We start from the raw sequence: 23,357 nt of genomic DNA, 5'->3' as shown, positions 1-23,357 counted from the left end.
AAAAAAGGTAGTAAACCAAAGATCTCGCTGGAAGACTTTGAAGCTGCCTTAGACAGGATTGAGAGGAACAATTGTGGCAGCAAAAGAAAAAAAGATTCCGCGTTGTCATTTTTACAGATACAGGAGACTGAAGCCTTCAGAGCCCGGCACAAGTCGTACTGTTTAAATTTGCCAACAACTCTCAAATCACTTCCTGCCGGGCCTATAGCTCGTTTTTCCTTATCCTGTCGACAAGAGCACCCGGCTTGACATCGCTGGGGACGATAAACTCGACGCCATCAACTATTGCGTAACCCGCCATGACGTCGAATTTTTCCGACTTGGTCAGATCGTGCCAGCCAAACTTGATGAACGTGCGCCCACCATGCATTGCCCTGAACTTGTTCAGGCTGCCCAAGCTTGAGAACGACCTGTACAAGACATAGTTTATCCTACCCCCGTCCATTTCAAGCGGGTAGGCGATGAACTCATACTTTGACTCGTGTTCCACGAAAACGGCGTGGAACCTAGGTCTGGCCTCTGCGACCCTTGCCCAACCCTTTTCGGCGTTGCGTTGCGAGTCGAAAATCGGCGCAATTACGTCTTGCTTTTCGTCGCCAAAGTAGCCGATTCCGAGAAACTCGGAAAACCTTACCATTGGAGCAGGCTTTTCATGCAATGCCTGCAAGGGATGTTTTTCTGTATATATTGCTACTTTACCCTGTCCTGAACCACACGTACACGGGCATAAGCGGATGCGCGCCAAGTTCCTGCTCGCCTTTCTTGTTATAGCAGACCATCACCATTCTGCCCAAGAGCGGTCCCCTAATGTCTGCTGTCAGCTCGGTTTCTTTTAGCGGGCCGTATAGGCCAAAAAAGTAGTCCTGTTTGTAAAAGGCGACGTGTTGCGCAAAGCAGTCTGCCAACATAGTGGGGTCGCCGACAAGCCTATCGTCGGTAAGCTTTTTCTCGACTGCAAGCTGGAGCCCACGATTTAGGAATTTGTCCCGGATACGTTCGGCTTCGAGATTGGCCTGCGAGCTGTTCATATAAACGTCAACGTCCACTGCCATCTGGTTGGCGGTGCGCTTGGCAAGCCCGGCTGCCTCCATGATTTCGCCGTCTTTGATGCCACTTCTCCTTCCGTACAGGTACATTAAGCACATGGTTTCATTCTTCTCGACAAATGGAAAGCTGCGCTTGCCGGCAATAAACTCTGATATGCGCTCTGCGATGTCGTCGGGAAGCACCATTGCCATGTGCGAGTCGACGACAATCAATTGGAAAGAGAAATAGCTAACATGTTTATAGTCCTAGCCCTGTTGAAATTTCGTGTTGCAGATAGACAGCATGAAAAAGATTTACATCATTGTACACGGGAAACGCGATCTCTTGGAGTCGGTCAAAAACCAGCTTGCCGCAGCTGGCTTTGCGAAAGAGAACATGGAGATGGCAAGCCTCGAGAAGGCCGGCAACCCCGGAGAGTACGTCGCAATGCTATGGCCGCCAATGGCAGCAACTGACATTGCCGTGAGCCAGATAATTGGACCTGCAAAAGAGGGACAGAGTCGAGGTATGGGTGCGTGGGGCTCTGTCGCCATGAAAGAGGTGCTGAAATTGCCGATGAAGTAGACATCAGCGCACGTCTCACCATCGCTGCAATTAGCTGACCTTATTGTTCACCAGATTATACACCCGGAATTAATAACACAAATTCTTATGCAAAGGCATGACCGGGTTTGAAAAAAACTGGAATAACCAGAGCCATGCCGGCACATCCGAAAAGCTGAAAGAGTCGCTCAGGCCGCAGGTTCCTCTGAAGCCACAGATCGAGACCGCGGTTAACAAGCTTCACCTCCAGACATCAAAATTAGACACAATGATAACCAAGATGAACGCGAAAGACGCCACGCTTTTCAGGCGCGTTGTCGAAGCCACGCAGAAGCACGACATCGACGCGGCTAAGGCGCTTTCAAACGAACTTGCCCAAGTGCGCAAGATTTCAAAGACACTTAATCAGGCCAAGTTGGCACTCGAGCAGGTTCAGATGAGGCTTAACACAATACACGACCTCGGCGACGTGATGGCTTTATTAGGTCCAGCTATAGGCCAGATCAAGGGACTAAAACCAGGACTCGCACAATTCCTGCCGGGCGCAGACGGCGAGATAGGAAACATGCAGAACGTGCTCAATGGAGTGCTCATGGAGTCGCTACAGGGAAGCAGCTTGAACATCGAGATGAATACCTCCTCAGGAGGAGACATCGACCAGATAATGATGGAGGCATCAGCCGTAGCCGAACAGAAAGTGAACGACAGGTTCCCCTCAATTCCATCGGCAGGCTACAACCTTTCTGAGGAGCATCAGCAGTAGGTGATTGTGGTGTCATCAAGAGTTGGAGTAATTGCAGCGTTCGGCGCAGTCGGGTTTGCGATAGGGTTTATGGCGTTCTTGGCATCGCCTTCAGTCGCGCAGTGGCTCATCGAGGTGCTTCCGACACTGACTCTCGACCCAGGCATTGTGTTCGCCACAATAACCGGGGCGGCAGGCGCGCTGATATCGACTGTGACCGTGACTGTGTGGGCAAAAAGGTCATAGCCCTCACTTCTTTTTCTATTTCTTTTCCAACACACTATTTCGCTTTTCTGTATCCGTGGGTAAACCCGGCGTCGTACACCTTGGAATATTCGTACCTTTTGGGCGCAATCACGTTGCCAACTATGATGAGCGCCGTCTTGATTATCTTCTCCTTCTTTGTTTTCTCCGCAATGTCATAAAGCGTGCCCCTGATTATCTTCTCATCATCCCAAGTCGCCCTGTACACGACTGCCGCCGGCGTATCCTTTGTGTAGGCTCCACCCTTCAGCAATTCCTTAACTACATCGCCTATCAAATGCACGCTCAGATAAAACGCCATCGTCGCGCCATGCTTTGCGAGCTCTGCAATCGACTCCCTTTCGGGGACGGGCGTGCGCAGCTCTGCCCGGGTGATTATGAGCGTCTGTGTAACGCCCGGCAGTGTCAGTTCAAGTCTCAAATCCGCTGCCGCGCCCAAGATGGCGGTGACGCCGGGCACGACCTTGCACTCGATGCCGTCAGCTTCGAGCTTGTCTATCTGCTCGCGGATGGTACTGAAGAGTGCGGGGTCGCCGTCGTGGAACCTAACTGCAAGCTTGCCCTCAAGGGCTGCGTCGCGCAGTATCTGGTAGATTTCCTCACGGTCGATGACAGCCGCGTCATACATCTCCGCGTCTTTTTTTGCATATTCCAGGTTCTTTGGGTTGAAAAGGGAGCCAGAATATATGATGACATCGGCCTGCTCGACAAGCTTTTTGGCCTTTAACGTTATTAGTTCAGGGTCGCCGGGCCCAGAGCCAACGAAATACACAGTCTTATCTTCTGGCATGTTTTTTCGCCACCATTATTGCAAAGTACTTTTCTGCCGGCCCCTTCTTGCCTCGCTGCTCTGCAAGAGTGCTCTGCTCAAGTATCTCACTTTCGGGCACTGAGATGTCCTGCGCTATAGAAATGGATGCGTCATCGGGAAAGCCCGCCTGCCCGAGTATGTCAATCACGCTGTCAAAGTACCGGCCGTCTTTCAGTAATATCACGGTGTCGCACGCACTTGCCGCCTTTTTGACGCGCTCCAGGTCATAACACGCCGGCACTATTGCCACCGTCTCGTCGGCCTCCGCCAAGCTTATCCTAGCTTTGTTGGCAATCGCAAAAAGCGAGGTGACGCCAGGCACGATCTCTACCTCTATGTCAGGGTGGCTGTGCCCAAGCTCTCGTTGGATGTAGATCCAGGTGCTGTACAGCGCAGGGTCGCCCACCGTTAGGTAAACGACCATCTTGCCCGCCCTGACTGCGTCTGCAATCTCGCCGGCGTTGCGCTTCCAGTAGTCCTTGAGCGACTCCTTGTCCTTGACCATCGGGAAAACTAGGCTCGTTGTCTTTGCAGACTTGTCGATGTATCTCTCGACGACTGAAAGCGCGATGCTGGGCTTGCCTTCCCTCGCGGTCGGCGCAAATATCACCTCCGCGCTCTTTATCAGGTTGACGGCCTTGACAGTCAGCAGTTCAGGATCGCCGGGGCCGCAGCCGACGCAGTAAAGCTTCATGAGGACTGCTCACGCTCGCAGCAATTTAAGGCTAAGGGAAGAGCTGCTCGCCAGTGTACCGGTCGATAATCTTGATGGCCTTTGTGGGGCACGTCTGCGCTGCCGCGTAGATGGTGTCAAGGTCCGCCCCGGTCTCTGATTCTACGCGCGCCTTTGGGTTGACTCGCTTGTTCTTCTCGACGACAAACACCTTGGGCGCAAGTGTCTCGCAGGAGCCAAACGCCATGCACAGCGACGGCTCGACGATGACGTGGAACCTGCTCTTTGGCGTCTCGATGAACGTGGGCCCGTTGTAATAGTCCGTGTCTTTCTTGGCGGTCTTCACCCGCTCGGCCCTGTACTCGGGCTCATACGCCTGCTCGCTCACGTCGTACGCTGGCTCTGCTTCCTGCTTTGCGTCTGCAAAGCCTGTCTTGTCATATTGGGCGCGCTTGTGGTCGTCCGACAAGACCTCATACGCGGCGTTTATCTTTTTGATCATGTCCTCCGCGTACACGGTGGCGTTCCTGTCCGGGTGGTATTTTCTGGCAAGGCGCCTGTACGCCTTCTTTATTTCATGGTGGCTCGCCCTCTCATGCACTCCAAGCGTGGCGTAGTAGCCCTTGCTGTCGACCAATGTAAGGTAATCGTGCCGAAGAACTATTATGCTTTCTTCCGAATCATTATAAGGGCTCTGTATTCACAAGAGGGTGTGGAAGTGGGGTTTGACGATTTTACAAAGGCCGGATTTGCGCGCCTTCTCAAGCATTTCGAGACCAACACGGACGACGTTGTCAAGCTGACCAAGGCGTTTGCGCTTGCAAATAGGGCGCACAGGGGCAAGTTCATGGACGAGCCACACATCAACCACTCACTCCGGGTCGCGCTTATACTTGCAGACGAATTCCAGGTGCGCGACGCCGAGCTCGTGTCAGCGGCGTTCCTACACGACGCGCTTGAAAGCGTGCCGGAAAGCGATGTGAAGGAAGAGTGCGGCGACAATATTGCGAGCATCGTGCGCGCCGCGGCGGACCCAAAGCCGGCCGAAGCCGGACCTGAAGAATACTACGCAAAACTTGCGAAAGAGTCCAAGGAGGCAAGGCTCGTAAAGCTGGCAGAAAAGCTGGACATCGCCCGGGCCATGAAGAACCATGCATACCGCGAACGGGCACTCAGGTTCAAGGACGAGGCGCAAAAACATACCATCCCACTTGCGCAGAAAACTGATGAGCGCTTTGCGTTCAAGTTATCTGTTGCGCTGTACGAGATCAAGTAGGCACGCAGCGGCCGTCCGGGCCGTGCTTGTGCTTGCCCCAGTGCCTGTTGCACCCGACAAGCCTGTGCTCGGTGCACCCGCAGATTGGGCAGCGCTTTATCTTGTCGTCTTCCACGCGCTAACTGCGTAATACCGGTATTTCACAGTATGTGCATCATGCCGCCGGAAACGACGGTCACGAACTCGACGCCGCCAAGCTCTTTTGTCCTTGCAATCACTGCATCCATCCATAAACTATCGATGCCCTGGCTCCATATTGTTATCTTTTTGTAATTTTTCTGTCCGCCGTGGAAAAAGCCGACGCAGTCCTCGACCGTGATGTTGGGGTATTTCTGGCTCACGTCCTCGACTACCGAGGCCGCTTCAGCCGGAACGTAGACGATTGTGAGCGTCGGAAAAGGTATGGGGCCGGCGGCCGCCGTGTCGTCGGACATCAAACGCACATCTTTTGGCGCTTATATCACAGTTTCGGGCGGGCGGGGCCGATAAAGGCTGAATAGGTTGAACTGAGAATAACTCTTCAGACAAGAGCAGAAAATTGAGGACCGGCATTATAGCGATAACCATTGGTGTCGTTGCATCCGCATAGTATTATCTGTTGTCCAATTTTCTACGACCAATGGGGGCCTATCGGTAATTACTAGTGGCGGATACAGCCCAACATTTAGTGAGGGAAACATAGAAGGCTGGAAGGAATGCGTGGACGCTATTTGAGACAAACGCTTTGGAAATACAAGTGACATCAGCAAAGCCTTTCACTGTCCATCTTGCGTGGGACACTTACAAGTTGAAAAGTCAACCCTTGGCAGAATTTGAAATACTAATAACCGACTCTGGCACTGGCGAACCGCTGTCAGACGTAACGTACGACTTTACTCACAAAGGTACGCGCGACCTTGGAGTAATGCAAGATAGATACGTCGCTGACTTTTCCGACGGACCTGATGCCTTCCAGTTGCAGTAAAGCATCCCCGTAGCCTACACTTTATAGTATTTATAGACAAGGTTGGCTCAATCGTTTCTTCGAACAGACCCAGAGGAGATCGAAAGGCTGGGCAATGCCTCTCCTGTCTTTGCAGAATTTAGAATGACCGGAACCGAAGACGGGAACATTGAGATGATTGTGGTATGACTCGCCCTTCATCGATGCCAGTTTTTCAGAGTATAGCAAAGGTTAATTCCGGCCGGAGCGCCCGGTTCTGTCATGTCAAACAAGATCAAGTGCTCGCACATACTGGTGCAAAAGCAAAGCGAGGCATTTGCGATACTTGACCGGCTGAAAAAGTGGGAGAGCTTCTCAAAGCTTGCGCAGGAGCTTTCAATAGATAGGGGCTCTGGCAAGCGCGGAGGTGACCTTGGCTACTTTACGCGGGGCATGATGGTCAAGCCGTTTGAGCAAGCAGCGTTCAAGCTCGAAAAGGGGCAGACTTCAGAGCCGGTCAAGACCGAGTTTGGCTACCACATTATAAAGAGGGTTGACTGATGGACGCCTACCTTGAAGAGGAACTGTACGATCTGCTGACTGCATGCATACAGCAGCCAGACTCGCCCGAGCTTGCCGCAAGGAAAAACAGGATCGCGGAAATTGGAAAAGAATTGGCAGCCGACAGCGGGGCCGACGCAACGGAGAACATGTTCTTTGCAATAGAGAACAGGATACAGGGCGAGATAGGCGAGGACGCCCGGCCCTACCGCTCCTGGTGGAACAGCATCTCCGGCGAGTGGAAGTACTAGACGTCGGCGTACATGGAGAACTCGTGGGGGTGCGGCCTCACGGTGACCTCGACGTGCTCGGCATGCTCGTGCTCGATTATCTTTTCTATCGTCAACTCGTCAAACACCGGCTTCAAGAACGCGCTGTTGCTTTCAAGCGCCTCGTACGCATCCCTGAGCGATGCTGGCAATTGTGTAATGCCAAGTTCGCGCCTACGCTTGGGCGTCATCTTGAAGATGTCCTCCTTGACAGGGTCGCCTACGTCGCGCTTTTTCTTGATGCCGTCAAGGCCTGCGGCCATTATCGCAGAAAAGGCAAGGTACGGATTGCACGACGGGTCCGGCGCGCGGAATTCAATACGCTTCAAGTTTGCAAATTTCTTGCCTTTGTAGTGCGCCGGTATCCTGATTATTGCAGACCTGTTGCCGGTGCTCCACGCGACATAAACGGGCGCCTCATAGCCGGGCACTAGCCTGCGGTACGAGTTTGTTGTCGGTGCCACGATTGCAGCCAGCGCCTGCGCGTGCTCCATTATGCCCCCTCCGAAATACCGCGCCGTCTGCGACATTTCCGCGTAATCGTCGTCCTGGTCGTAAAACAAGTTCTTGCCCTTGTTCCAGAGGCTGACGTTAACGTGCATTCCAGAGCCGTTGTCAAGGGCGATTGGCTTTGGCATCATAGTCGCCATCATGCCTCTCTTTTGCGCGATGTTCTTGACGATGTACTTGTAGCTCTGGACGCCGTCGGCCGCGTTCATAAGTGTGTCAAAGCGGATGTCTATCTCGCACTGCCCCGCCGTCGCGACCTCGTGGTGATGCGCGTCGCACACTATGCCAAAGTTGTTGGTGAGGACATCGACGCACTCGTTTCTGTATTCCATGAGCGTGTCGCCTGGCGCGCTCGGCAGGTATCCCTCCTTTAGCCGGAGCGTGTAGCCGACGTTGTCAGTCGACCAGGGAGCTTCCCTTGACGTGATGCGGTAGCTCTGTCCCCGGTACGGCGTCATGGTGTCCACCTCAAGCTTGTCAAAGACGAAAAACTCTACTTCCGGCCCCCAGTAAGAGGTGTCATACCCTTGCTCTTCGGTGTAGCGCCCGGCCTTTCTAGCGAGGCCTCTCGGGTCGCGGGGGAAAACGTCCCGCTCCGAGCCACCGCTCAAGATGTCGCAGATGAGCCTGGCCGTTGGCGCCTTCTCTATCCATGGTATGGTGGCATAAGTGGCAGGGTCCGGCCTGATTATCAGGTCTGACTCGTGGATTTCAGTGAAACCGCGGATTGACGAGCCGTCCAGCTTGGGCAGACCGTCCTCGAAATCCTCGATGCGGAACATCTTGGCATCCATCGTGGTGTGGTGGAACCTGCCGAAGAGCCCGGTGAACTGGAGGTCGAGGAACTTGATGCAGTCCTCCTTGAGCCGGCGCGTGACCTCTTGGGCCGTGAATGTAAGGGGCTCGATCTTCCCGTCAATCAATTTATAAGGCAACCTGGTTAACCTCTCGCAGTAGGACACGAAAACCCTATACTTTAAGGTTATTCGGACATGATCCGGCGATAAAAAAATGAGCGAGCAAAACGACGGCGGCATTTCACTGAAGGATGTCTGCGAGCTTTTGCGCCGGGAAGTGGAATCTTCGAGCCTGCAGGAAGTCGAGCCTGACATCTACCAGAAGATAGCCTCGTCGCTTGGCAGCCTGAAAGGGCAGGGCTTTGAGGGGATGGAGGCAAAAGTGCGCGACAGGATGGTGGAGCTGATGTCGTCGTCTGCGCGGCTGCTTGTGGGAATGAGGCAAAGAAAGGCGCAGGCCGGTTCCGAACCGGTCGACTATTCCCGGCTGACAGACGAGGAGAAATACGTGCTCGACGGCAAGAGCGAGTCTGAAAACCGCATGGGCGAGGTTGTGGCGGCCGCAAGCCGGGGGCGCCCAAAGGTGCTCGAAGCCATATCGGCGAGGATGCGCGAAAAGCGCGTCATAGTCCGTTTCGTAAAGCCGATGGCACAGTTCATCGGAGTTGACATGAGCAAGTACGGCCCCTTCCAGCAGGAAGACGTCGCCACACTCCCGCTCGAAAACGCCCGGTCGCTCGTCAAGGCCGGCGTCGTGGTACAGGTGCACGCCCAGCTGTAAAATTAAATACCGATCTCGGCTATTGGAGCATGCTTGACGCACAACGGCGTTGACATTGTCGACTTTGTGCTGTACACCATCTACCCCACTGCGGCGTTTTTCGCAATAGGGTTGACGGCGAAAAAGACTGGCATGAAGCAGCTCTACACCTACATCGCCCAAGCCACCGTCTGCATTGCGTTTTCGGTAGCTTACTTTACCCTTGTCCCCCTGGGCGGCGCGCAGGGCATAGCAGTCATTCTTGCCATGTTCGGCGGGCTGCTGCTCTTCATGGCCCGGAAGCAAAAGCTCCAGGCCGAGGAGAAACAGAACGCGTAAATTTCAGCTTCTGGCACGGTCGCCGTCGGCCAGCATGACATACACATCCTCTTTGGCTACATGCTCAGATTCCTTGAGAGGCTTGGGACGTCCTCCAGAGTTGCTCGGCTAGGCCGGACAGCGGCCCGATTTATCAGCTGTTCGACGCGTTTAGCATGTGGTTTGAAAGCTCTATTCTACTGTCCATAAGGCCGTCTATCCACCGGCGGAACTCCTGCTCCGCTACGTCAAAAGAGCAATTGTTGGCGCTCATGTACTTTTGCACGAACTTGACCTTGGTCCACAAGTAGGCAAGCTCGTCCCCATCATCCAAGCTCATCGAAATGGTAACGGCGTCTTTCTACTTAAGTTTTGCAAAGACAAAGACATATTACGACGCAAACAAATTCTACGGCCATGATAAAGGGCAAGGTCGCACTGGTCACCGGGGCGAGCAGCGGCATAGGCCACGCCGTCGCGCTTGCGCTTTCCCGCGCCGGCGCCAAGGTGGCCGCGGGCGCAAGGCGCACGGACAGGCTGGAATCGCTCAACCAGGAAATAGAGAAGAGCGGGGGCGAGATAATTGTCCAAAAACTTGATGTCACGAAAAAGGCTGAATGCGACTCCTTTGCCGAGGCTGCAGTCAAGAAGTGGGGCTCTGCAGACATTCTCGTCAATAACGCAGGGCTGATGCCGCTAAGCTTTTTCAAGAATCTCAAGGTGAGCGAGTGGGACCAGATGATAGACGTCAACATCAAGGGCGTGCTGTACTGTACTGGCGCCGTGATACCTCATATGGTCGCAAAGAAATCAGGCCACATTGTCAACATGTCGTCGATAGCAGGCAGGATTGTTTTCCCGGCCGGTAGCGTCTACTGCGCAACCAAGCACGCGGTTACCGCTTTTTCGGAAGGGTTGCGGCAGGAGTTCAGCCAGCACTCAAACATCCGCGTCACATGCATCGAGCCGGGAGTTGTCGACACAGAGATAAACAACACCATTACAGACGCGTCTCTTACCAAGTTTGTCGAATCCGCGAAACACATGGTGGCGCTGAAGGCGGAGGACATTGCAAATGCCATCCTGTTCGCGGTCGAGTCGCCTGCGCACATGAACGTGAACGAGATCCTGATTAGGCCGACGACACAGGAACGCTAACCACTAGATTTTTTACTCCGCAACGACCGTCAAATGTCATGGGCAAACGCATAGTGATACTCGGGGCAGGCTTTGGCGGCCTTGCCTGCGCAACCATGCTGCGCAAGAACATTGGACAGGAGCACCGCATCATCATCGTTGACCGCAAAAAAGAGTTCATGATGGGGCTTGTCAAGCTGTGGGTGCTGAACGGGACAAGGAAACTGGAAGACTCACAAACTTCCCTTGCTAGCCTGAACGCAAAAGGCATCGAGTACCTGAACAACGAGGTCACGACGATACAAGTGGCCAAAGACCGGGTAGAGGTCAAAGAACACGGCTGGCTAGAATACGATTACCTCGTCGTTGCCCTTGGAACCGAGCTTGCGCCGGAAAGGATAGAAGGCTTTGTGGGTAGAGGCTTCAACCTATATGACCCAAAGCAGGTGCCGCAGCTGAGGGAGAAACTGTTGGCGCTCAAGCAGGGCAGGGTGGTGATCTCCATTATGGGAGGACCCTACAAGTGCCCGCCTGCGCCCTACGAGGCTGCGATGATGATAAGCGACATGCTTGTGGGGAACGGGACAAGAGGTGCCATCGAGCTGGAGGTATTTGCCCCGTCGCCCATCGCCCTGCCGGTAGCAGGTCCGAAGGTCAGCAGCGACGTGGTTGACATGATAGGCAGATACGGCATCCGCTTCAGCCCGAACTGCAAGCCCAAGCTGGTGAGGGACGGCGAGATAGAGTTTGAAAACGGCAGGCGCGAACGATATGACGTGCTTGTGGGAATACCGCCGCACAGGGGGCCGGACGTAGTCAAGAACTCTGGCCTCGCGGCCGGCGAATGGATACCCGTAGACAGACAGACGCTGAGGACGCAGTTTGAAAACGTCTTTGCCATAGGCGACGTGACAGAGATAAAGATCGGCCAACTTGCCATGCCGAAGGCCGGCATCTTTGCGGAAGGGGAGGCCAAGGTGGTGGCGCAAGAGATTATCGACGAAATAAGCGGTAGGCAGCCGCAAGTCACGTACAATGGGCAGGGTTATTGTTACGTCGAGGCCGGCAACAGGATGGCCGGCTACGTCGAGGCAGACTTTTACAATACCTCAGGCCCTGTGTTCACGCTCGATGCGCCATCCGAAAAGTACTTTGAGAAAAAGCACGACTTTGAGCGTACCCGGCTGAGAGAGTGGCTACTGTAGGTCCTTTTTCTCTGGCTTGGACATCGTGTAAAAGCCGTGCGCCGATATGAGGAATGCTGCCAGCGACATTTTGGTCGCAAACACCAGGTTCCACGGCGTCTCGGGCTTGGGGTATTCCACGTTGATGTCGTCGAACCTGAAAACGCCCTGCAACACGTCCGCGGTTATCAGCGAGTTCCACACGATAAAGTTGTAGACAAACTCGTAAAGCGAGACGACCGCAATGGCAAGCACTGTCAGCTGGAGTATAGCCTTGGCCCACTTGGGTATGCTGCTCACCTTGTCGCCCCCGAGCCTGACGACGCAGTACCAGCCTACCACTGACACTATCATGAGGTACGTCACCAGCTTGGCAAGGCCGGGGAGCGGGAACTCGGTGTTGACCAGCACCTCGCCTATTACGACCTTGCCGGTCTTCTGGTATTCCTCGATGCTGACGTACAGCGCGTAAAATGTGATGGACGCCATCACGATGGCGCAAAAGTAGAACACGCCAAGGTAGATCTTCCTCGCGCTGCGGTCGTCCTTTTCAAGTGCGGAGCGCACGGGCTAGGGTATTGCAAAAAGGGATATATGTTTACTTGATTGCCTTGAGAAGCTCGCCGGCACAAAGTGTGTTGAGGATGTCAGAAGACTTTGCCCACCCACGCCTCGCCTGCCCTATTCCGAACTGCAAAAACGCAAAATGCACAGGATGATGCGCGTCAGAGTCTATGACCAGCTTTGCCTCTTTCTGCACTGCAAGCCTCACGTACTCGTCCTTCAGGTCCAGCCTGTTATAGTGCGCGTCTATCTCTAGCACCGTATTGGTTTCGCACGCAGTCTCTATGAGCTTTTCAACATCGACGGGGTAGCCCTCGCGCCTGTTGATGAGCCTACCCGTAGGGTGGAATATGATGTCCACGCTCGGGTTTCTCGCGGCCCTGACAAGGCGCGCGGTCTGTTCCTCTTTTGGCAGGTTAAAGTTCGAGTGGATGGCGGCACCCACGATGTCCAGCTCGTCAAGGACGTTATTGGGTATGTCAAGCAAGCCGTCCTTCATGATGTTCACTTCAGCCGATGCAAGCACACGAAAGCCGTCGAGCCTGTCGTTCAGCTCTGCAATCTCGCCTGCCTGCTCCAACAGCTCGTCGCCGTCAAGGCCGCCGGCCATCGCCAAGCTCTTGGTGTGGTCTGTAAGTGCGATGTAGTCAAGGCCGAATTCTTTTGCCGCGCGGGCCATCTCTTCTATTGTCGCGGTGCCGTCGGTGCTGTTGCTGTGCACCTGCAGGTCGCCCCTCAGGCTGCCGTACCCTATCAGGTCGGGGATCTGGTTTTTCGCGGCAGCCTGTATTTCGCCGGCATTCTCCCGCATTTCTGGCGGTATCCACTGCAGGCCAAGCGCCCTGTAGACCTGTTCTTCATTTGTTCCGGCGACCCTCTTTTCCGTGCCCGCCTCAAAGACGCCCCACTCGTTGAGCCTCAATTTTTTCTCGATGGCAATCTTGCGCAGCTCGACATTGTGGTCCTTGCTCCCAGTGAAATATAATAGCGCCGACCCCCAGCTTTCTTCAGGGACGACCAGAACGTCGGCGTCTATGCCGCCTTCCAGCCTGACAAACGCTTTTGCAGGGCCTCTGCTCTTTACCTCCTCAACCTCGGGCATCCTGGTGAAAAAGTCCATGACTGCGCTGCCGTCGTCCGAGGCGACGAGAAAGTCAAGGTCGCCCACCGTCTCTTTCATGCGTCGTGCAGAGCCGGCAAGCGCCGCGGCAAAGACTCCCTCCAGCTTTTGGAGCCGTGACTCGATCCCTTTTGCGAGGGGCCACGCCTCGCCTATTATGCGCCTCCCTTCTCTCTTTTTCGCAAACTCTATCCTCTTTAGAATTTCCTGCTCCTTTTTTGCCGAAATTCCAGGCACGGTCTTTAGCCTGCCCTCTTTTGCAACGGATTCAAGCCCCGCGAGGTCCGTCACCCCCAGCTTGTTGTAGATGGCCTTGACTGTCTTGGGTCCGATGCCCTCGACAGAATTCATCTGGTGGATGTCTATCGGTATCTGTTTTTTCAAGTCTTCAAGCTGGTGAATGCAGCCAGTCTCGATGAACTCTTCGATTTTTCCGGAGATCGCCTTGCCTATGCCCGGCATCTTCAACAATGCGTTTAAGCCATCTTTCTTGTACAGTTCGACGACATCTGCAGAAAGGCTGTAGATGCTGTCGGCTGCTCTGTAGTAGGCGCGGGACTTGAACTGGGCGTTAGCGGCGCCTTCAACTTCCGTGAGAAAGCCTATCTCCCGGAGTGCCTTTGCCAGCTGCTGGTTTTTAGTCAAGTACCGTATATGCGAATACAAGTGTTCTTAACGTTTATCTGCCGGGTGTTGTTAGAACATGTGCTGTTTACTGCTGAACGGTGGTGATGACAGCTTTCTAGCTCTGAGCCGTTCGCAATTCATGATAAAAAGCATGGGAAGTGGGACTTGGTTGGAAATGCCGTAACCACTTCCAATGCCGTGAAGTCGTCGCCTTTGCATACAGGCCGGGCGATTTTACCCTTGATAAAACGCGTTCTTGACTTGTAGCGCGCGCTTATGATAGCGCAAAAGCGCCGCTGACATCTGCATCCTGCAATGATCTGTATGGTGCTGTTCTGAAAGCTCGTGCCAGCCTTTTAGCACGGTTAATCTCTCTTCTTCGCATAGTAATGTCGTGATCGACATGATCGAAGCAATCGAATACGTGGCAATCGGGTTTGCGGCCACCCTGGCCGCGATGGAGGCTGCGTGGAGGATGGGAAAGCGCGGGCTCCCAGTCCTTGAAGTGAGGGCAAAGTGACCGAGGCCCTCACCATCGCCGGCACCGCGGGCGTTGCTTTTATTGCGGCCTGCTGGGCCTGCGCATAGCCCGGGACGAGCAGAGGTTCAGGCGCGCCAGGTAGCCCGTGCACTGTATTGCAAAGAATACGGGCAAAAGATATCGACTCACACTGATTTACATGCGTGACTTTTCGGCAAATTCTCGTTCCATAGACGGATCAAAGCCTTCGGAGGCTGCGTTGAAACATGCAGTCTCGCTTGTCAAGCTGGCCAAGACCGGCAAGCTGGTGCTCCTTAACCTTGTTCAGGAAGTACCGTTGCCGCCAATGATGTTCGAATCCAGGATGCGCTCCACTAGGACAGGCGAGGAGACCTCGGTCGTGGCGGTCTGGAAGGAGCTCCATCAGGACATGAAATTCACCTCGCAGAAGATGCTTGCGGAAAAAAAACCTGAGATAGAGGTTTTGGGCGTGGAGGTAAAGACGAGGGTAGAAGTGGGCCACCCGCCGGACAGAATACTTGCCGTAGCAGAAGAGGAGGACGCGGACCTCATCGTGATCAACAACATCGGGCTTTTCGGCTTTTCAAAGCTGATGGCAATAGGCAGCGTCTCCAGGACGGTGTCGGAAAAAGCCAAGTGTCTCGTGCTAAGAGTTCACTAACAGCTTTTATAGCAACCCTGCCCAGATAGTGCGGATGCAAAGACCCGACTGGGACACCTACTTTATGCTTCAGGCCGAGATAGCAAAGCTGCGCTCAAACTGCCTAACCCGGCACATAGGCGCAGTCATAGTAAAGGACAACCGGCAAATAGCCACCGGGTACAACGGCACTCCCCCGGGAGTAACCAACTGCTTTGAGGGCGGCTGCCCGAGGTGCGCGGCGCGCGTGAGGGGCGAGGTCAAGTCCGGCGAAAGCCTTGAGCGCTGTCTGTGCACGCACGCCGAGGCAAACGCGATAATGCAGTGCGCGCTGTTTGGCAACGCGGGCAGCACGAGAGGCGCGACGCTTTACTCGACGTTTGCGCCCTGCATCGAGTGCAGCAAGATGACGATAACCGTGGGGATAAAGCGCATTGTCGTTCTTGCAGACTACCCGGAAGACGGCACGTCGCTATTGCGCGATGCCGGCGTAGATCTCGTAAGAATAGACCCCGAAAAGCTGACGCCGTGGCTGACCATAATACCGCAGGACCCAGAGACTTCTGCTAGGGCTGTAAGCAAGTAGCTATGCAAGTCAACATCACACAGTTCAACGTCCAGCTGTATTTCAAAAAGCCCGTGCTTGACAGCGAGCGGTTGGACGACGCCTTTACGGCCGCGGAGGGCTTCTCCGCAAATCAGGTCGCGCGGGACTATGGCACGCACCCCATGCAGGGCACAACCGCGTTTTCCCGCGAGGGCTTTCGCATAGCGCCGGTCCAGTCCAATGTTTTGCCATTTCGAATTCTGCAGGTGACGAGTTTTCCAAATGTCTTGCAGGAGCAGGATGCAGAGACGCTTGCCTGCGTGCGCTTTGTCGCCGGCCGCCTCCAGGAGCGCCTCAACATCGACCCTGAAAACGACATTTGCGTGGTCAGGGTCGTGTCACATTGCATAGTGAACGGCAGCCCGGACATCCACCGCGTGCTTTCAAAACTGACTTCCATAGACAACATCCCGTCGCTTGCCGGCAAGTTCGTGGCACACAAGAACCCCATGGACGCGATACAGCTTGTTACGAGGACTGGTGGTGAGCTTTTCCACAGTGACTGGAGCGACATACGCGTGAGCCAGTTCAACGAAAGCTCGTACGTGGTGACCATCTTTAACGAGACCAGCTCGCTTGCGTCGGCGCTCGAGTCGATAGCGGGAGTGAAGCAGTTTGTAGCCACCATGATGCAGGAGATGGAACAGGCATCAGGATAAGGGCGGCCAAAGGCTCCGACAGGGAGGAGATACTGCGATTTTGCACAGACACGTTTTCGTGGGGCGACTATATCGACCGCGTCTGGAACATCTGGATTGCCAGAAAGAATGGCAAGCTTTTTGTGGGAGAGTCTGGCGGAAGAAGGATAGCGCTTGCGCACGTCAGCATGTGCCCGAGCGGCGTCGCGTGGCTCGAAGGCGTGAGGGTGCATCCCAATTTCAGGCGCGCCAAGGTCGCGACGGCGCTTCTGGATAAGATGCTTGGCTGGGCGGCCAAAAATGGCGCAAGGGAAGCGTCAGCAATAGTGTCGCAGGAAAATGTGCCTTCGCAGCGGATGATGGAAAGAAACGGATTTTCTATGATATCGGCTTGGGCATACTACGGCACAGTCGAAAAGCCGAAAAAGCGCGCTACAGAAGCCCGCTTCGCAGCAAAACAAGACCTTGCAGAGGCGTGGGAATACCTGAAGAAATCGAGCACATACAGGCTGTCTGCCGGGCGTTACGTCAGCTCGTGGCAGTGGTACCGCCTTGACAGGAAAGCACTGCAGCATCTTGTCGCGGCCGGACGCATCGTGATGACAGGCAGGCCGGTGGACGGGCTTGCAGTCCTCAACAAGGCAGGCTACTGGGACAAGCCCGACGTGCTGCAAATAGTCTACCTCGATCCGGGTTCCGCAAGTTCCCTGCGAGACCTTCTGGCTTTTGCGGCAAACCTCTACGCGCAAGGCTATTCCCGCTTGCACGTCCTGTGCCACAACAGCGAAAAAATGACGTCTGCCGTGGAAAAATTCGAGATGGAAGAGTCCGAAATATTCCTGCTCTACAGCAAGAAAGTTTTTACGCAATGAATGGTTTTGCGCCCTGATGGAAAAGTTCGTCAAGGTGGGCAGAATCCGCGCGCACTTAGTCGACGCAAACAGCAGGGCCAGAAACGCAATACTGCTGATACACGGCCTTGGAGGCTCGGTGGACAGCTGGGCAAACAACATCGGGCCCCTTTCAAGACGATTGCGCGTAATTGCGCTTGACCTGCCCGGCTTTGGGCTGAGCGACAAGCCTAGGATAAACTATTCAATAAGATTCTACTGCGGCTTTGTTGCAAGGTTCATCGAGTCTCTGAAAGTAGCGCCGCTTGCAGTCTGCGGCTCGTCGCTTGGCGGCCACGTCGCTGCAGAGCTTGCCATCCAGCGGCCAGACCTCGTCGCAAGGCTGGTGCTGCTATGTCCGCCGGGCGCCCTTCCAAAATCGTTCAAGGGGTCGCCGGCTCTCTGGCGCTATTCAAAGGTGCTTCAAGCGACAAGCGTGAAGGAAACAAGTGAGGCTCTTTCTGCCGTAGACAACAAGCCCGTAGACAACGTCTACGCAAAAGCGACGTTTGAAAAGATGTCGCTGCCCGGCGCGAAGGACGCGTTCTTGTCAGCCCTTGCCGGCAGCACAAAGGCGCCCCGCCTGAACAGCCGGCTTGGCCGGATAAAGATGCCCACGCTCGTCCTGTGGGGCAAGGACGACATCATCATACCGGTGCAATACGCAGAGCCATTTATTAAGATGAAAAACATCAGGGTCGTGCTTCTGGAGAACTGCGGCCACCGCGTTCACAGGGACAGGCCGGAGGCCTTTAACAGCTTGGTTACAGGGTTCGTGCTCGAGAGCTAGCCAAAGTCCCTCTCGAGTCTGTCCATCCTCTGCATCATTTCAAGTGACCTGGCCCTGGCCTTGTCGAGCTCTTCTCTGAGCTGGGCTATCTCCCTAGGCTTTCTAGCCGCGTCTTTTATCAAATTGATGCACTCTTCGGCTATGCGCCTGACCCGGTGGTCAAGGTCGGTCTCTGCCACCCGGGTGATGTCCGGCAGGGCCTTTGCGTAGCCGGCGTCTGCAAACGCCCTGCAGGCACTTATCCTGACCCGGAACCACTTGTCGGTCAGCAGTAACTTCAGGTGATCAACGACGACGTTGTTGCCGTCAACGAACCTGCCAAGCGCAAACGTGGCGGCCTCCCTTACGCGGTGGTGGTTGCCGTATTTGCTCTTTTCAACAAGCAACGACGCTATCTCGTTGTCGTCGGCAAACTCCTTGAGGCCGGCTATAGCCCCTTGCGCCACCACGTTCTGGAACGAAGAGGTCTCCAGCGCCTTTTTCAACAGCGGCATCGCCTCCATGCTCTTGGTCTTGCCCATCGCTGTTGCGACTTCGGACTCGACAAAGTAGCTCTCTTCATGTAGGTGCGGCTTTAGTAGCTTCACAGTTTCTTCACGCCTGAACTCTCCCAGCGCCCGCACCACTGTGCGCCTTGCCTTTGGGTGCACGACCTTCAGGCACTTTTTCAGCGCGTCAAATGCCGTGTCGGTCCTTATCGCGCCAAGCGACTTGGCGGCTTCGGCAGCAACGCCCCAAAAGTCGGACATGACTGCTTTCTGCAGCGCGTCGACCACCACGTCGGCGCTGTGGCCAGCAAGTGCGTGGGCCGCGGACGCGCGCTCGGCCACCGTCTTGCCCTTCTGCAACTGCTTTACCAGCATCTCCTTTGGAGCCTTGAGCGACATCGTCTTTAGGACCTTAAAGCCGGGGTCGACAGAGAACCACTCTACCTCTTTGTCGACTGGAACCTGGAACACACTCTCCTTTTCAGACACGTCAAAAGTCACGACCTTGTCGCCCTTGGCAAACCCAAACCTCACCTCGAGGCGGAACAAGAACGGCTCGCCTTCCTGCGCCTGCTCCACCTTTATCCTGGCCACCTTGCCCTCGGTGGAAAACTCGACCTTCAGGTCCGGGTGGCCTGCGCGGTACAGCCACTGGTCAAAGAACTGCTGCAGGCTCGTGCCAGTTTCAAGTTCAAAGACCTTGCGCAGGTCCTCAGTCTCGGCGTTTCCGTTTGCAAACCTCTGCAAGTATGTCTTTAGCGCGCGGCGAAAATGCCTGTCGCCCACGACGTTGCGCAGCATGTGGAGCACGCAGCTGCCCTTCTCGTACGTGTGCTTATCGAAAAGCTCGTCGGGGTGCTTGTACACTTTTGTTACAATAGGTCGCGTGTAGCGGCTGCTCGCCTCCTCGAAATAGTCTTCGGCAGTCTGCATGACATAGTACACGAACTCGTCTGCGCCCCTGCTCGCCTCCCAGTATAGCCCTTCGCAGTACGTGGCAAAGCTCTCGTTGAGCCATAGATGCTGCCAGTCCCGGCACGTGACAAGGTCTCCAAACCACTGGTGCGCAAGCTCGTGCGACACAAGGTAGTCGCTTGAAAAGTCGACGTGCGCCTTTTTGTCGTGCAGCGTTTCCTGCGTCAGGGTAGTGCAGCTAGAGTTTTCCATGCCGCCGTAAACGAAATCTTGGACGCAGACCTGCGAGTACTTTTCAAACGGGTATTTTGTGCCCAAGTAATCTTCAAAGAACTCGACCATCTCGGCCGTCCTGTCAAACGTCCTCTTGGCATCGTGCGCGTATTGCGCCGGGACGTAATGGTATATAATGCCCTCGTTTATCTCGACGTACTTGCCGACCACGACCGACGCGAGGTAGGCAGGGTGAGGGTTGTTCTCGCGCCAAAAGTATTTCCACTTTCTTCCTTTCTCGACTTTCAAGAGCTTGCCGTTAGATATGGCCGTAAAGCCTGCCGGCACCATCACCGTTATCTCGCTCGAGAATTTCACCTGCGGGTGGTCAACACATGGGAACCAGTGCCTGGCCTCCGTGGTCTCGCCCTGCGTCCACGCCTCCACGCGCTTGTCCGGGTAGTGCATGTCGGGCGCGACAAAGTAAAAGCCCTTCCTCGGCTTTGCAGCGTAGACGATCGCAATTTTCGCCCTCGCGCCCGCTGCAAGGCTCCTGCCAAGCTTTACGATGAGCCTGTCATCTATCGTCTTGAATGACAGTTTTTTGTTTGAAGAGGAGACTGATTTGACGACAAGCTCGGCCGCGTCGAGCTCGACGATGTCCGTGTCTTGGATGGCGATCAGCTCCAGCTCCTGCCTGCAGGATACAGACTGCGCTTCAAGGTCGGGCTCTATCTCAAGGCGCATGTGGTTTACCGTAACGGCAAGCGACGGGGCATAGTGGGCTCGGCTGCCTGGAAGCTCGAATTTTTTCTTGTCCTCCCCCTGCATGGCCGGTGCTATGGCAGCGACCCTATATGAGTGCTAAATGCCGTCAAGCGAGGCGGGGTTCTCGACGGTTGAGAGGTCCTGCCCCGCCACGTCCTCACCTGCCACCCTGGCCCTCACGAGGCGCCTCACGAGTTTGCCGGTTCTTGTCTTTGGCAGTTCAGCAACAAACCACACCTCGTTGGGCCGGGCAAACCTGCCTATGGCGTCTTCGACCCTCTTGGCAATTTCGGCCTTGAGGCCATCGCCGGCAAGGCCGTCCTTTACGACGGCGCAAATGACTATTACCTCGCCCTTTAAGCCGTCAGGTTTTCCGACGGCGACTGCCTCTGCCACGGCCGGATGCGACGACACGGCTGCTTCGACCTCCGCCGTTCCGATCCTGTGGCCAGCCACCTTGATGGCGTCATCGGCCCTGCCGCGCATGTACCACAGGCCGTCGGCGTCAACGAGCACGATGTCGCCGTGGTACCAGGCGTCCCTGTATTTCGACCAGTAGGTGGCAATGAACCTGTCCGGGTCGTTAAGTATCCCCCTTGTCATGGAAGGCCACGGCTTTTTTATGACAAGGTAGCCTTCTGACGCTGACTTGCCTTCATCATCGAAAACGTCCGCGTCAAAACCTGGGATAGGCACGCCTACCGTGCACTCCTTTAGCGGCATCACCGGCAGGGCGCTCAGGATGGCGCCCCCGATTTCTGTGCCGCCAGAGAGGTTTATCACGGGGCACCTCTTGCCGCCGACTCTGTCGTAGAACCATCCCCACGCCGCGCTGTTTATCGGCTCGCCGGTGCACGCAAGCATCCGAAGCGACGACAGGTCTGTTTTTTCGGGGATACCGGCCTTCATGAACATCCTGATGGCGGTGGGCGCGGCTCCAAAGATGCTGACTTTGTGCTGCTCGACCAGCCGGCACCACGCCGTCGCGTCGGGATAATCCAGCGCATCTTCGTAGACAAGCGACATCCCACCAACTATGGGGCTCCCGTAAACTACCCAGACCTGTCCCGTTATCCACCCGATGTCGGCGTACCAGAACAACATGTCGTCGGGCTTCATGTCAATCAAGTACGAAGTCTGCTGGGCGGCGACTGCCATAAAGCCGCCGTGCGTCTGCAGTGTCCCCTTTGGGCGGCCGGTCGTGCCGGATGTGTAGAGGATAAACAGCGGGTCCTCCGCGTCCATGACCTCTGTTTCGCATTTGCCCTTGTTCTTCACAAACTCTTCGTAATTGTTGTCCTGCCCTCCCACGGAGACTATCTTGGAGACCTTGGTGCCCTCGACGGCCTTTGACCACTGGCCTTTCAGGTCAATGTCCTTGCCCCGCCTCCTTGCGGCGTCGGCCGTTATGAGCATCTTGGCGCCAGAGTCTGCGAGCCTTTCCCTGAGCGCGGGCGCGCTGAAGCCGGAAAACACGGTGGCGTGCACCGCGCCTATTTTGGAGCAGGCAAAAGCGGCGTAGAACGCTTCGGGCACCATAGGCAGGTAGATGCCCACGACATCGCCCCTCCCTATGCCTGCCTCCCTCAGGGCAGAGGCAAGCCTGCCCACCTCAAGGTTGAGCTGGCCGTAGGTCGCCCTTCTTGCGCCGGTCTCGCTGGCAAATATGTAGGCCGTCTTGTCTGGGCGAACTTTTGCATGCCTGTCAATAGCATTAGCGACAATGTTGCATTTACCGCCAACGAACCATTTTGTCCACGGCAGGCCGGCCGACGAGTCAAAAACACGGTCGTATTTGCGCTGCCATTCAAGCCCGAGATCGTCGTTGACGGCGTCCCAGTACCATCCTATGTCGTTATTTGCGCGCCTGACAAGCTCGCGGTAATCCGAAATGCCATGCCTTTTCATAAACCGGGCAATGTTGCTCCCAGACAGGTGGGGCTCGGTCGGCACGTGCGCAAAGCCTTGCAACCCAGCTTTGGCGAGCCCGATACCTATTTTACTTAACTAACCGGCGGTGTTGAAGGCTCAAGTCGGTTCGTTACTGGTAAGAAAAATTAAATGCAGAGGCCCGGCCATACCCCATGACTTGGTTGTAGAAGAGGTCCGGTACGATTTTGAGGATCACCAGAGGTACGCCGACGACTTTGTCCGCGACCTTGTCAAGCTGATGATAATTTCAAAGATGAACTCGCCTGCCCGGAACAAGGCTTCGAGAGAATACTTTGAGAAACTCGTATCGCAGATGGAAGGGTGCGAACCGACCCTGGTCAAGTACGGGCAGCCGCTCTTTTACGTCAAGTATCGTGGGCTAGCATTTACGGACCAGAAGGTGACATCGCAGTTTGTCAGAAACGGCCATGTAATCGACGTAACAATGGAGTCCGTGTTTGGCGAGTTTGTGAAAACCTTCGACAGCCTTGCGTCTGCTTCCCAGAGCAAGGTGCGGTGGGGAGCTGGAGAAAAACCTGACCCAATGTTTGCGCTCTTGGACCTGTTCGTGGACGCGGTCTGCAGGCTATCGCTCCTAGAGCCGTCAAGCCCAGACAGCCTTGCGGGGAAACGGTTTGGCATCCGCAACACCGGCATCGTGAGGACTTCACTGCACCTTGAATTCCTAGTGGATGGCCGACTCAACATAGTGGAGCTTAACCCGGCGAAAAGAAAGAAAAAAGCAGAGATCCTGTTCGGCGACTCTGAGGCAGCAGAGGCCATGGTGCGCTCATGTCGCAGTGACTAAATATGTAAGTAATTATTGAATTATTGAATTGGCATGGGATC

31 protein-coding genes are annotated in these 23,357 nt (G+C 55.1%); 18 read left to right on the top strand and 13 right to left on the bottom strand.

Annotation, left to right across the window (positions count from 1 at the left end; all coding sequences use genetic code 11):
• Nucleotides 1-202: 202 nt before the first annotated feature.
• Both VGA14_RS06685 and VGA14_RS06680 read right to left on the bottom strand, forming a co-directional pair.
• A complete protein-coding gene (locus VGA14_RS06685) occupies nucleotides 203-658 on the bottom strand; it encodes a hypothetical protein (protein WP_331002977.1) in 456 nt (151 codons plus the stop codon).
• Nucleotides 659-695: 37 nt separating this feature from the next.
• Nucleotides 696-1,259, bottom strand: a complete 564-nt coding sequence (locus VGA14_RS06680) for a hypothetical protein (protein WP_331002976.1) — start codon at nucleotides 1,257-1,259, stop codon at nucleotides 696-698.
• A gap of 55 nt (nucleotides 1,260-1,314) precedes the next feature.
• Here VGA14_RS06680 and VGA14_RS06675 point away from each other — a divergent pair, with 55 nt between their 5' ends.
• The 3 genes from VGA14_RS06675 to VGA14_RS06665 all read left to right on the top strand — a co-directional run bounded on the left by VGA14_RS06675 (nucleotide 1,315) and on the right by VGA14_RS06665 (nucleotide 2,578).
• Nucleotides 1,315-1,611: a hypothetical protein gene (locus tag VGA14_RS06675; RefSeq protein WP_331002975.1), complete on the top strand. Its 297-nt coding sequence runs from the start codon at nucleotides 1,315-1,317 to the stop codon at nucleotides 1,609-1,611.
• A gap of 97 nt (nucleotides 1,612-1,708) precedes the next feature.
• Nucleotides 1,709-2,353, top strand: a complete 645-nt coding sequence (locus VGA14_RS06670) for a hypothetical protein (RefSeq protein ID WP_331002974.1) — start codon at nucleotides 1,709-1,711, stop codon at nucleotides 2,351-2,353.
• Between the two features lie 6 nt (nucleotides 2,354-2,359).
• Complete coding sequence (locus VGA14_RS06665) at nucleotides 2,360-2,578, top strand: hypothetical protein (RefSeq protein WP_331002973.1); 219 nt, start codon at nucleotides 2,360-2,362, stop codon at nucleotides 2,576-2,578.
• 34 nt (nucleotides 2,579-2,612) lie between these two features.
• Here the strand turns inward: VGA14_RS06665 and cobM are convergent, their stop codons facing one another.
• From cobM to VGA14_RS06650, 3 genes are read right to left on the bottom strand one after another with little or no spacing between them, the layout of a single operon-like run.
• Nucleotides 2,613-3,386 (bottom strand): precorrin-4 C(11)-methyltransferase, encoded by a 774-nt coding sequence (gene cobM, locus VGA14_RS06660; protein ID WP_331002972.1) that lies wholly within the window; start codon nucleotides 3,384-3,386, stop codon nucleotides 2,613-2,615.
• Nucleotides 3,373-4,101, bottom strand: coding sequence for a precorrin-2 C(20)-methyltransferase (cobI, locus tag VGA14_RS06655; RefSeq protein ID WP_331002971.1), 729 nt, complete (start codon nucleotides 4,099-4,101; stop codon nucleotides 3,373-3,375). Before cobI ends, cobM begins: the two co-directional genes overlap by 14 nt.
• 31 nt (nucleotides 4,102-4,132) lie before the next feature.
• Complete coding sequence (locus VGA14_RS06650; protein WP_331002970.1) at nucleotides 4,133-4,717, bottom strand: ferredoxin; 585 nt, start codon at nucleotides 4,715-4,717, stop codon at nucleotides 4,133-4,135.
• A gap of 75 nt (nucleotides 4,718-4,792) precedes the next feature.
• On the opposite strand from VGA14_RS06650, the gene VGA14_RS06645 reads away from it, so the two are divergent.
• A complete protein-coding gene (locus VGA14_RS06645) occupies nucleotides 4,793-5,356 on the top strand; it encodes an HD domain-containing protein (protein ID WP_331002969.1) in 564 nt (187 codons plus the stop codon).
• On the opposite strand, the gene VGA14_RS06640 is transcribed toward VGA14_RS06645, so the two are convergent.
• On the bottom strand, nucleotides 5,349-5,471 hold the full coding sequence (locus tag VGA14_RS06640; RefSeq protein WP_331002968.1) for a hypothetical protein: 123 nt from the start codon (nucleotides 5,469-5,471) through the stop codon (nucleotides 5,349-5,351). The two genes, VGA14_RS06645 and VGA14_RS06640, sit on opposite strands and share 8 nt — an antisense overlap.
• A 25-nt stretch (nucleotides 5,472-5,496) precedes the next feature.
• The gene (locus tag VGA14_RS06635) at nucleotides 5,497-5,790 is read right to left on the bottom strand and encodes a hypothetical protein (RefSeq protein WP_331002967.1); all 294 of its coding nucleotides are present in this window, start codon (nucleotides 5,788-5,790) and stop codon (nucleotides 5,497-5,499) included.
• Nucleotides 5,791-6,158: 368 nt separating this feature from the next.
• Here VGA14_RS06635 and VGA14_RS06630 point away from each other — a divergent pair, with 368 nt between their 5' ends.
• The 3 genes from VGA14_RS06630 to VGA14_RS06620 all read left to right on the top strand — a co-directional run bounded on the left by VGA14_RS06630 (nucleotide 6,159) and on the right by VGA14_RS06620 (nucleotide 7,090).
• Complete coding sequence (locus VGA14_RS06630; protein WP_331002966.1) at nucleotides 6,159-6,320, top strand: hypothetical protein; 162 nt, start codon at nucleotides 6,159-6,161, stop codon at nucleotides 6,318-6,320.
• Between the two features lie 240 nt (nucleotides 6,321-6,560).
• Nucleotides 6,561-6,839: a peptidylprolyl isomerase gene (locus VGA14_RS06625; RefSeq protein ID WP_331002965.1), complete on the top strand. Its 279-nt coding sequence runs from the start codon at nucleotides 6,561-6,563 to the stop codon at nucleotides 6,837-6,839.
• Nucleotides 6,839-7,090, top strand: coding sequence for a hypothetical protein (locus tag VGA14_RS06620; RefSeq protein ID WP_331002964.1), 252 nt, complete (start codon nucleotides 6,839-6,841; stop codon nucleotides 7,088-7,090). Before VGA14_RS06625 ends, VGA14_RS06620 begins: the two co-directional genes overlap by 1 nt.
• Here the strand turns inward: VGA14_RS06620 and glnA are convergent.
• Complete coding sequence (glnA, locus tag VGA14_RS06615; protein ID WP_349257148.1) at nucleotides 7,087-8,553, bottom strand: type I glutamate--ammonia ligase; 1,467 nt, start codon at nucleotides 8,551-8,553, stop codon at nucleotides 7,087-7,089. The two genes, VGA14_RS06620 and glnA, sit on opposite strands and share 4 nt — an antisense overlap.
• Nucleotides 8,554-8,629: 76 nt before the next feature.
• Between glnA and VGA14_RS06610 the strand changes: the two genes are divergently transcribed.
• Complete coding sequence (locus VGA14_RS06610) at nucleotides 8,630-9,196, top strand: hypothetical protein (protein ID WP_331002962.1); 567 nt, start codon at nucleotides 8,630-8,632, stop codon at nucleotides 9,194-9,196.
• A 33-nt stretch (nucleotides 9,197-9,229) separates the two neighbouring features.
• Nucleotides 9,230-9,514 (top strand): hypothetical protein, encoded by a 285-nt coding sequence (locus tag VGA14_RS06605; protein ID WP_331002961.1) that lies wholly within the window; start codon nucleotides 9,230-9,232, stop codon nucleotides 9,512-9,514.
• Nucleotides 9,515-9,647: 133 nt separating this feature from the next.
• Here the strand turns inward: VGA14_RS06605 and VGA14_RS06600 are convergent, their stop codons facing one another.
• On the bottom strand, nucleotides 9,648-9,833 hold the full coding sequence (locus tag VGA14_RS06600; protein ID WP_331002960.1) for a hypothetical protein: 186 nt from the start codon (nucleotides 9,831-9,833) through the stop codon (nucleotides 9,648-9,650).
• Nucleotides 9,834-9,910: 77 nt separating this feature from the next.
• Here VGA14_RS06600 and VGA14_RS06595 point away from each other — a divergent pair, with 77 nt between their 5' ends.
• The gene (locus tag VGA14_RS06595) at nucleotides 9,911-10,651 is read left to right on the top strand and encodes an SDR family oxidoreductase (RefSeq protein WP_331002959.1); all 741 of its coding nucleotides are present in this window, start codon (nucleotides 9,911-9,913) and stop codon (nucleotides 10,649-10,651) included.
• 38 nt (nucleotides 10,652-10,689) lie between these two features.
• Nucleotides 10,690-11,835, top strand: coding sequence for an FAD/NAD(P)-binding oxidoreductase (locus VGA14_RS06590; protein WP_331002958.1), 1,146 nt, complete (start codon nucleotides 10,690-10,692; stop codon nucleotides 11,833-11,835).
• On the opposite strand, the gene VGA14_RS06585 is transcribed toward VGA14_RS06590, so the two are convergent.
• Entirely contained in the window at nucleotides 11,827-12,381 is a 555-nt protein-coding gene (locus VGA14_RS06585; protein WP_331002957.1) for a hypothetical protein, read from the bottom strand. The two genes, VGA14_RS06590 and VGA14_RS06585, sit on opposite strands and share 9 nt — an antisense overlap.
• Nucleotides 12,382-12,412: 31 nt before the next feature.
• On the bottom strand, nucleotides 12,413-14,143 hold the full coding sequence (polX, locus tag VGA14_RS06580) for a DNA polymerase/3'-5' exonuclease PolX (protein WP_331002956.1): 1,731 nt from the start codon (nucleotides 14,141-14,143) through the stop codon (nucleotides 12,413-12,415).
• 376 nt (nucleotides 14,144-14,519) lie between these two features.
• Here polX and VGA14_RS06575 point away from each other — a divergent pair, with 376 nt between their 5' ends.
• From VGA14_RS06575 to VGA14_RS06550, 6 genes are all read left to right on the top strand, one after another.
• On the top strand, nucleotides 14,520-14,645 hold the full coding sequence (locus VGA14_RS06575; protein ID WP_331002955.1) for a hypothetical protein: 126 nt from the start codon (nucleotides 14,520-14,522) through the stop codon (nucleotides 14,643-14,645).
• 160 nt (nucleotides 14,646-14,805) lie between these two features.
• Entirely contained in the window at nucleotides 14,806-15,288 is a 483-nt protein-coding gene (locus tag VGA14_RS06570; protein ID WP_331002954.1) for a universal stress protein, read from the top strand.
• Between the two features lie 34 nt (nucleotides 15,289-15,322).
• Entirely contained in the window at nucleotides 15,323-15,853 is a 531-nt protein-coding gene (locus tag VGA14_RS06565) for a dCMP deaminase family protein (protein WP_331002953.1), read from the top strand.
• 2 nt (nucleotides 15,854-15,855) lie between these two features.
• Nucleotides 15,856-16,533 carry a hypothetical protein gene (locus VGA14_RS06560; RefSeq protein WP_331002952.1) on the top strand — a complete coding sequence of 226 codons (678 nt, stop codon included), beginning with the start codon at nucleotides 15,856-15,858 and terminating at the stop codon, nucleotides 16,531-16,533.
• Nucleotides 16,524-17,384, top strand: a complete 861-nt coding sequence (locus VGA14_RS06555; RefSeq protein WP_331002986.1) for a GNAT family N-acetyltransferase — start codon at nucleotides 16,524-16,526, stop codon at nucleotides 17,382-17,384. The genes VGA14_RS06560 and VGA14_RS06555 overlap by 10 nt, the downstream gene beginning before the upstream one ends.
• Before the next feature lie 16 nt (nucleotides 17,385-17,400).
• A complete protein-coding gene (locus VGA14_RS06550; protein ID WP_331002951.1) occupies nucleotides 17,401-18,192 on the top strand; it encodes an alpha/beta fold hydrolase in 792 nt (263 codons plus the stop codon).
• Here the strand turns inward: VGA14_RS06550 and VGA14_RS06545 are convergent.
• Nucleotides 18,189-20,639 carry a M1 family aminopeptidase gene (locus VGA14_RS06545; RefSeq protein WP_331002950.1) on the bottom strand — a complete coding sequence of 817 codons (2,451 nt, stop codon included), beginning with the start codon at nucleotides 20,637-20,639 and terminating at the stop codon, nucleotides 18,189-18,191. The genes VGA14_RS06550 and VGA14_RS06545 overlap by 4 nt on opposite strands.
• 33 nt (nucleotides 20,640-20,672) lie before the next feature.
• A complete protein-coding gene (locus VGA14_RS06540; protein ID WP_331002949.1) occupies nucleotides 20,673-22,547 on the bottom strand; it encodes an AMP-binding protein in 1,875 nt (624 codons plus the stop codon).
• A 118-nt stretch (nucleotides 22,548-22,665) separates the two neighbouring features.
• Here VGA14_RS06540 and VGA14_RS06535 point away from each other — a divergent pair, with 118 nt between their 5' ends.
• A complete protein-coding gene (locus VGA14_RS06535; protein ID WP_331002948.1) occupies nucleotides 22,666-23,316 on the top strand; it encodes a hypothetical protein in 651 nt (216 codons plus the stop codon).
• Nucleotides 23,317-23,357 lie beyond the last annotated feature (41 nt).

The sequence above is a fragment of the Nitrososphaera sp. genome (assembly GCF_036397675.1).
Lineage (GTDB): Archaea > Thermoproteota > Nitrososphaeria > Nitrososphaerales > Nitrososphaeraceae > Nitrososphaera.
The sequence above is the reverse complement of the archived record's forward strand: the minus strand, read 5'-3'. Positions and strand labels throughout refer to the sequence as shown.